Source organism: Shewanella sp. 10N.286.52.B9 (assembly GCF_002873635.1).
GTDB lineage: Bacteria > Pseudomonadota > Gammaproteobacteria > Enterobacterales > Shewanellaceae > Shewanella.
On the sequence record NZ_MCTY01000202.1, the window covers coordinates 28,041 to 33,635 of the forward strand.

A 5,595-nucleotide genomic window follows, 5' to 3' on the forward strand; every position below is an offset into this window, starting at 1 on the left:
TCCACGTGGAACATCCCTTTTTATTATCTAGCTTACTTTGTCGTAAGGCTAGGCATAGAGATTAACGTTACTTTTTCTTTTCAAAGAAGAAAGGCTTACGCTTAATTTCTTCGTCATTAAGTTGATTCATCGTTTCTGAATTAAACAACTTACCATTGACCATGGTGTAAGTAATTTTATCGGTCACGCGAATATCAGTTAACGGATCGCCATCAATAACAATAATATCAGCTAGTTTACCGGCTTTAATTGAGCCTATTTGATGATCCATACCGAAGGTGGTTGCAGGGTTTATGGTTGCTGTTTTCAGCACATCCATATTGCTCATACCACCTTGAGCAAACATCCACATTTCCCAGTGCGCCGCTAAACCTTCACGTTGACCATGAGCACCAATATTGGGTTTGATGCCAATATCATTTAGCTCATTGGCAACCCGTGCCACATTGAAGTGATTGTAATGTTCATCCGGTGCAGTTGTTCTTCTCATTGAGCGGGCATTAAGAATATCAGACGGAACATACATGCTTAAGCGAGGGTGTGCCCAAACATCAGTTTTATCGTACCAGTAATGCTCGCCAGAAATACCGCCATATGCGACAACCAGTGTTGGGGTATAACCGACTTTGGTTTGACTCCAGAACTGTTTAATATCGCTATAGATAGAACCAACGGGTAATGAGTGTTCGACAGTGGTATGGCCATCAGCAATCATCGACAAGTTATGCTGCAGCAAACTACCACCTTCAGGAACCACCATCATTTCTAATTCACGGGCAGCCTGAATCACTTGTTGGCGTTGGTTACGACGTGGTTGGTTGTAACTTTTCACGCTGAAAGCGCCTACCTTTTTAAGACGCTCTAAATGGAATTTTGCATCATCCAGTGAATCTACATGGGATGTGTAACCTGGTGCATTAGCGCCGTATAAAATAGTTCCGGTTGAGAATATGCGCGGACCCACAATATTACCGGCTTTTTGTTGCTCTGATGCTGCAAAAATCTCAGTGGTGTCATTTGACGGATCATGTATTGCAGTCACGCCCAACGACAGTGCTGAGTATAATTGCCAGTTTTGCTGTGGCGTGATTTCATCATCTGCTTGGCTACCATGAGCATGGGCATCAAATAAACCTGGCATTAAAGTTTTACCTTTAATGTCGATGACTTGTGCATCAGTTGGAATGGTTAAGTTAGCATCGCCAACATTGACAATTTTATTATCTTTAACGATGACAACACCATTATCAATAACTTGGTCATTTTCCATGGTAATGATTTTGCCACCAACAAATGCGATTGTTCCACGTGGAACATCTGCTTTTTTAGTGAAACCAATAGCAGTAACTTCAGGCTTAGCTTCCTCATCGCTGTTGTAGTCAGTATCCACTTTGGCTTGATAAAGGTCTGGGCCTAAAGTCCAATAAATTTCTTCATTGTTACTGTTCCAGCTAATGCTTTCACCTGCGCGGGCACTTAATTGCATTACTGGTAAGTTTTTCGCTTTCGGGCTGATTTTGATGGTTTCGCCATGCTTGGCAAAAGGGGTGACATAAACTCTAAAGCGTTCAGCAAAGGCAAGGTGCTCACCATTTGGCGATACTCTAAATTCGGTAGCATGTTCGCTAGTGTAGTGAGTGCGTTTTTCAAAGCCGTCTAAACTGATTGATGCCAGTTCTGGGGTTTTACCGTGATCCATAAAAAAGACACGATTATTATCAGCGCCAAATTGTGGCTGATAACCGCTAGCTGAAACTTTGATATTTTGCTTATTCTTTAGATCAACTTTATATAAACCCGGTTCTTGGGACCAAGTTCTAGGAGTGACATATCCGCCTTTCGCTTTACGGTAGACAACGGTTTTACCATCTGGTGAAAAGGTTGGTTCGACATATTTACCTGGCAGTGATGTCAGTTGTTTACTGCGACCACCTTTGCTACTCACAATACTGACGGTGCCTTGCTCTTGATCATTCCAAGTGGTAAAGACGATATTCTTGCCGTCCCGTGACCATTGCGGGAATAGTTCATTAACGTCATCATCAAGTCGAGTTAAACGCTTTTGTTTACCATCTTCAATATCACGGATCCAAAGTTTGCCTAATGCTTCAAAAACCACTTTTTCACCGTTAGGTGAGACTTGTGCCATACGCAGCATTTTTACGTCGAAATTATCCTTATCTAGATTTTGAGTGAAGCGTACTGATGGTTGCACCTCTAATTCAGTTTTAACGCTGAAAGGAATATTCTCAACAGACTTGTCTTCAAGGGTTAATTTATTAATTTTACCTTTGGCCCAAAAAACAATTTGTTCATTGTCTTGGGTCCAAGACATGGTCGGATACACACCATGAATTGCCCATGTTTCTTGCATATCACGATCTAAATTACCATAAAGCTTAGTTTGCGCCCCTGATTTTAAATCGAGTAAATACAGCGAAGATTGGAAGCCATCACGTTTGATATAAGCTAACTTGGTGCCATCAGGGCTAGGTGTTGGGCGAATGGCGCCGCCAGTGCCTTCAAGTAATACTTCTATATCACCAGACTGAGTATCGTAGCGCTTAATTTTATAAATACCTTTTACTGAATCTTTTGAGTAGTGAAAGGTTTTGCCTGGGGTAGCATCTTGGCTGAAATAAATATATCTGCCATCAGGTGAATAGGCAGGCTCGCCTAAATCTTTTTGTTCGTTCGGACGCTCAGTTAATTTTACCCCTTCGCCGCCAGCGACGTGATACATCCACACTTCACCAGCACCTAAACTGCGACTACCGGTAAAATGTTTGCGGGCCACTAAGTATTGTGAGTCAGGGCTCCAAGCTGGGCTATTGAGTAAGCGGAAGGTTTCACTGGTTACAGGATGTGGGTTCGAACCGTCAGCATTCATTACCCAAATATTATCACCGCCATCTTCATCTGAGGTGAAGGCAATATATTTGCCATCTGGGCTATATACCGGCTGCATTTGCCAAGCGATGCCAGAAGCGAGTTTTTTTGCCTCGCCACCTTTTATTGGCATTTGATAAATATCACCGAGTAAGTCAAACACTATGGTCTTACCGTCAGGGGAAACGCTGACATTCATCCATGTGCCTTCGGTGACATCAATAGAGAGTTTTTCTAGCGGCGCGTTCGCAGGCGCATTAACTTGCCATTTTTCTGTTTCTTTAGAAGCATCATCAGAGGCATTAGCAGCAAGAGAAACACTTGCTAAGCTTAACGCTATCGCAGTGTAGAGAGGTTTTATTTTTGAAGTTAGCATGCACAGTCCATTTGTTGTCATTATTGTTATAGGTCGCGTTAACACTTTTATGTTTCTTAGTGTTATTGGCGAGTTACAAATCTGATGACATTTATCGCATATATTAGCCAATAACTAAATAGATATTCTGTTTCAAATAATGACAGCTATCGGGTGACTGCTAGGCTGTAGAATAATTATTTGCAGCTCAGCGATATGAAGCTGGGTGTCTAGCTATTTCAATCTGATAAATTGCTGTATGTTGGTTAAATTGTGGGGGGCTTTGAGCTGAGTTTTAATTAAGTCGTATAAAAATACGTGAGTATGTATCTAATTTTGCAAGTTTGTTTAGTGTAATAAAGCACTGAATAGTTATTCATTTTTGCTCAGTGCAACTGTCATTAAAGATAAAACTCAATAGGCACACTTATATGGTTATTATTGAAACCTGATCATCAATTTGGATCAGGCCTTCAGTTATCACTTTACAGGTTACGCCACCACGCCAATCTGGGGTGAGGGCTTTTTCAAGACCTTGCTGTGACTGCTCCATTTTTTTACATGGGTCGGTTTCACCGGTAATCAGTAAGCTAACATCATTACCAAGTTTAATGACTTTACCAACATCTGCGGCGCTAAACTTATAGCCATCAATTAATATATTGGCTCTTCGGGTTAACCAGTCTAAATCGGCATTAATTTCATTACAGGCTAATTGCCACTGTTGCTGCGACATGACGGTCACTTGCCGTTTTCCGGGTTTTCCAAAAATATCGTTTTCAACGCCTTTTAATAAACTTACCTTGGCACAAAATACTGGCTTCATCGGCCCTTTTTTAGCAGTTTTGTAAGCAATAGCGTGTAACGAAATCATGATTAGAGGCCTTTTTTAATCAGGTATTTATATGGTGTTTGGTTAGTATCACTTGCTAGAAGAGTATGATCCATAAACTCACAAAAGCTTGGAATATCACGGGTGGTTGCTGGATCATCAGCAGTAATTAATAGGCTTTCACCTTCTGCCATTTTACGCACAGTTTTACGGATCATCATTACAGGTTCTGGGCAACGTAAACCAAGCGCATCTAAGTGGTGGTCTGCGGCAGTAAAATCTTTAGTCATATCAATTCTTCTTACTCAACAATTGCGCTAATTTTACTCTGGTTAAAGTTTGATGCAACACTGATGCTAGCTTTATTAGTAAAGCGTGATGTTATGCTCACAGAAATATGATGTTCCACGTGAAACAGTAACCCTTGCTGCGTTACAAAGTGTTACAAACTCGCAGTTAGTTATTTTAAGGGGCCTTCAACATATTATTTTAACTTTATTAACTTAGGCAGAGTTTACAATAAGAAAATATGCTTCTGATAGTGAATGTAACTGTTTGGTTTGTGCGTAAGCTATTGTTATAAATAAATAAATGATCGACAATGATGAAAGTTGAATCATTTGATGTAAAATGGGTGCTCTTGTTATGAAATATAAAGGAATATGTTAAATGAAAAAAACTATCACTTTGGTAGCCGCCTTAACTTTAGCTGCTTGTTCTGCAATCCCTGTAAAAAATGAATCTGGAGTCGTAGATACCAATTTTGATTTTGGTGCCCAACAAGCATCTGTCGATAAGAAAATTGCAATTGTTAAACCAGGGGGCGCCTTTACTGCCTATGAGCAGCGTGATACAACTCAAAATCCATATGGACAAGCAAATACGAGTCGTTCTAGTGATTTTGTGAATATACGTGGTCAATATAATGAAAAGGTAAGAAGTGCATTCCAAAATGGTGTTGAAACTCTAATCACACGTAAGGGGTTCACCTATTCAGGTCCGTACGAAACTTTTGATGAGATAACCTATGGTGACAAGAAGAATAGCTATTTAGCCATTGTCCCTCAGTTCGATATAAAAGTCGGCAAAGCTAATGTTAATACCAAGTCTTTTTCTTCTTATGCACAAGAAACTGGTACGATAAGAATAGATGGATCATTTATCATAAAGTTTATTGAACCACTAACTGGTCAAGTTATGTCGCAAAAAAGAGTGGACTTAACAAAGTTAAATATCTCTGAGGAATACATTACTCAGTGGGAAACAAAAGCTGGTGGTAGTGGTATTATTGGTGGAGCAATTGGCGGCGCAATGAAGCATGCTAGTAAGCCAGATGTTTTAGTCAATAATGTTGGAAAGGCTTATGCCGATGCAATGACTAAGTTTTACCAAGGCTCTATGGTTCAATTAAAGAAATATGTGTCAGCTGAAGAAATTCAGAGTTTTGAAGCAGATATTCGTGAGTTAAAAGCTATTAAGCGTTACTAATATTTATATTACAAAAAAGCCGCTTCACAAT

The 5,595-nt window shown here is 40.0% G+C and carries 4 protein-coding genes; 1 reads left to right on the forward strand and 3 read right to left on the reverse strand.

Annotation, left to right across the window (positions count from 1 at the left end):
* Positions 1-67 precede the first annotated feature (67 nt).
* The 3 genes from BCU91_RS16220 to tusA all read right to left on the reverse strand — a co-directional run bounded on the left by BCU91_RS16220 (position 68) and on the right by tusA (position 4,366).
* Complete coding sequence (locus BCU91_RS16220) at positions 68-3,265, reverse strand: amidohydrolase family protein (RefSeq protein ID WP_102531916.1); 3,198 nt, start codon at positions 3,263-3,265, stop codon at positions 68-70.
* A gap of 406 nt (positions 3,266-3,671) precedes the next feature.
* On the reverse strand, positions 3,672-4,118 hold the full coding sequence (locus BCU91_RS16225; protein ID WP_102436428.1) for an MOSC domain-containing protein: 447 nt from the start codon (positions 4,116-4,118) through the stop codon (positions 3,672-3,674).
* A 2-nt stretch (positions 4,119-4,120) separates the two neighbouring features.
* Positions 4,121-4,366 (reverse strand): sulfurtransferase TusA, encoded by a 246-nt coding sequence (tusA, locus tag BCU91_RS16230; RefSeq protein WP_102436430.1) that lies wholly within the window; start codon positions 4,364-4,366, stop codon positions 4,121-4,123.
* Between the two features lie 379 nt (positions 4,367-4,745).
* On the opposite strand from tusA, the gene BCU91_RS16235 reads away from it, so the two are divergent.
* Complete coding sequence (locus tag BCU91_RS16235) at positions 4,746-5,564, forward strand: HpaA family protein (protein ID WP_102531917.1); 819 nt, start codon at positions 4,746-4,748, stop codon at positions 5,562-5,564.
* Positions 5,565-5,595: the final 31 nt, after the last annotated feature.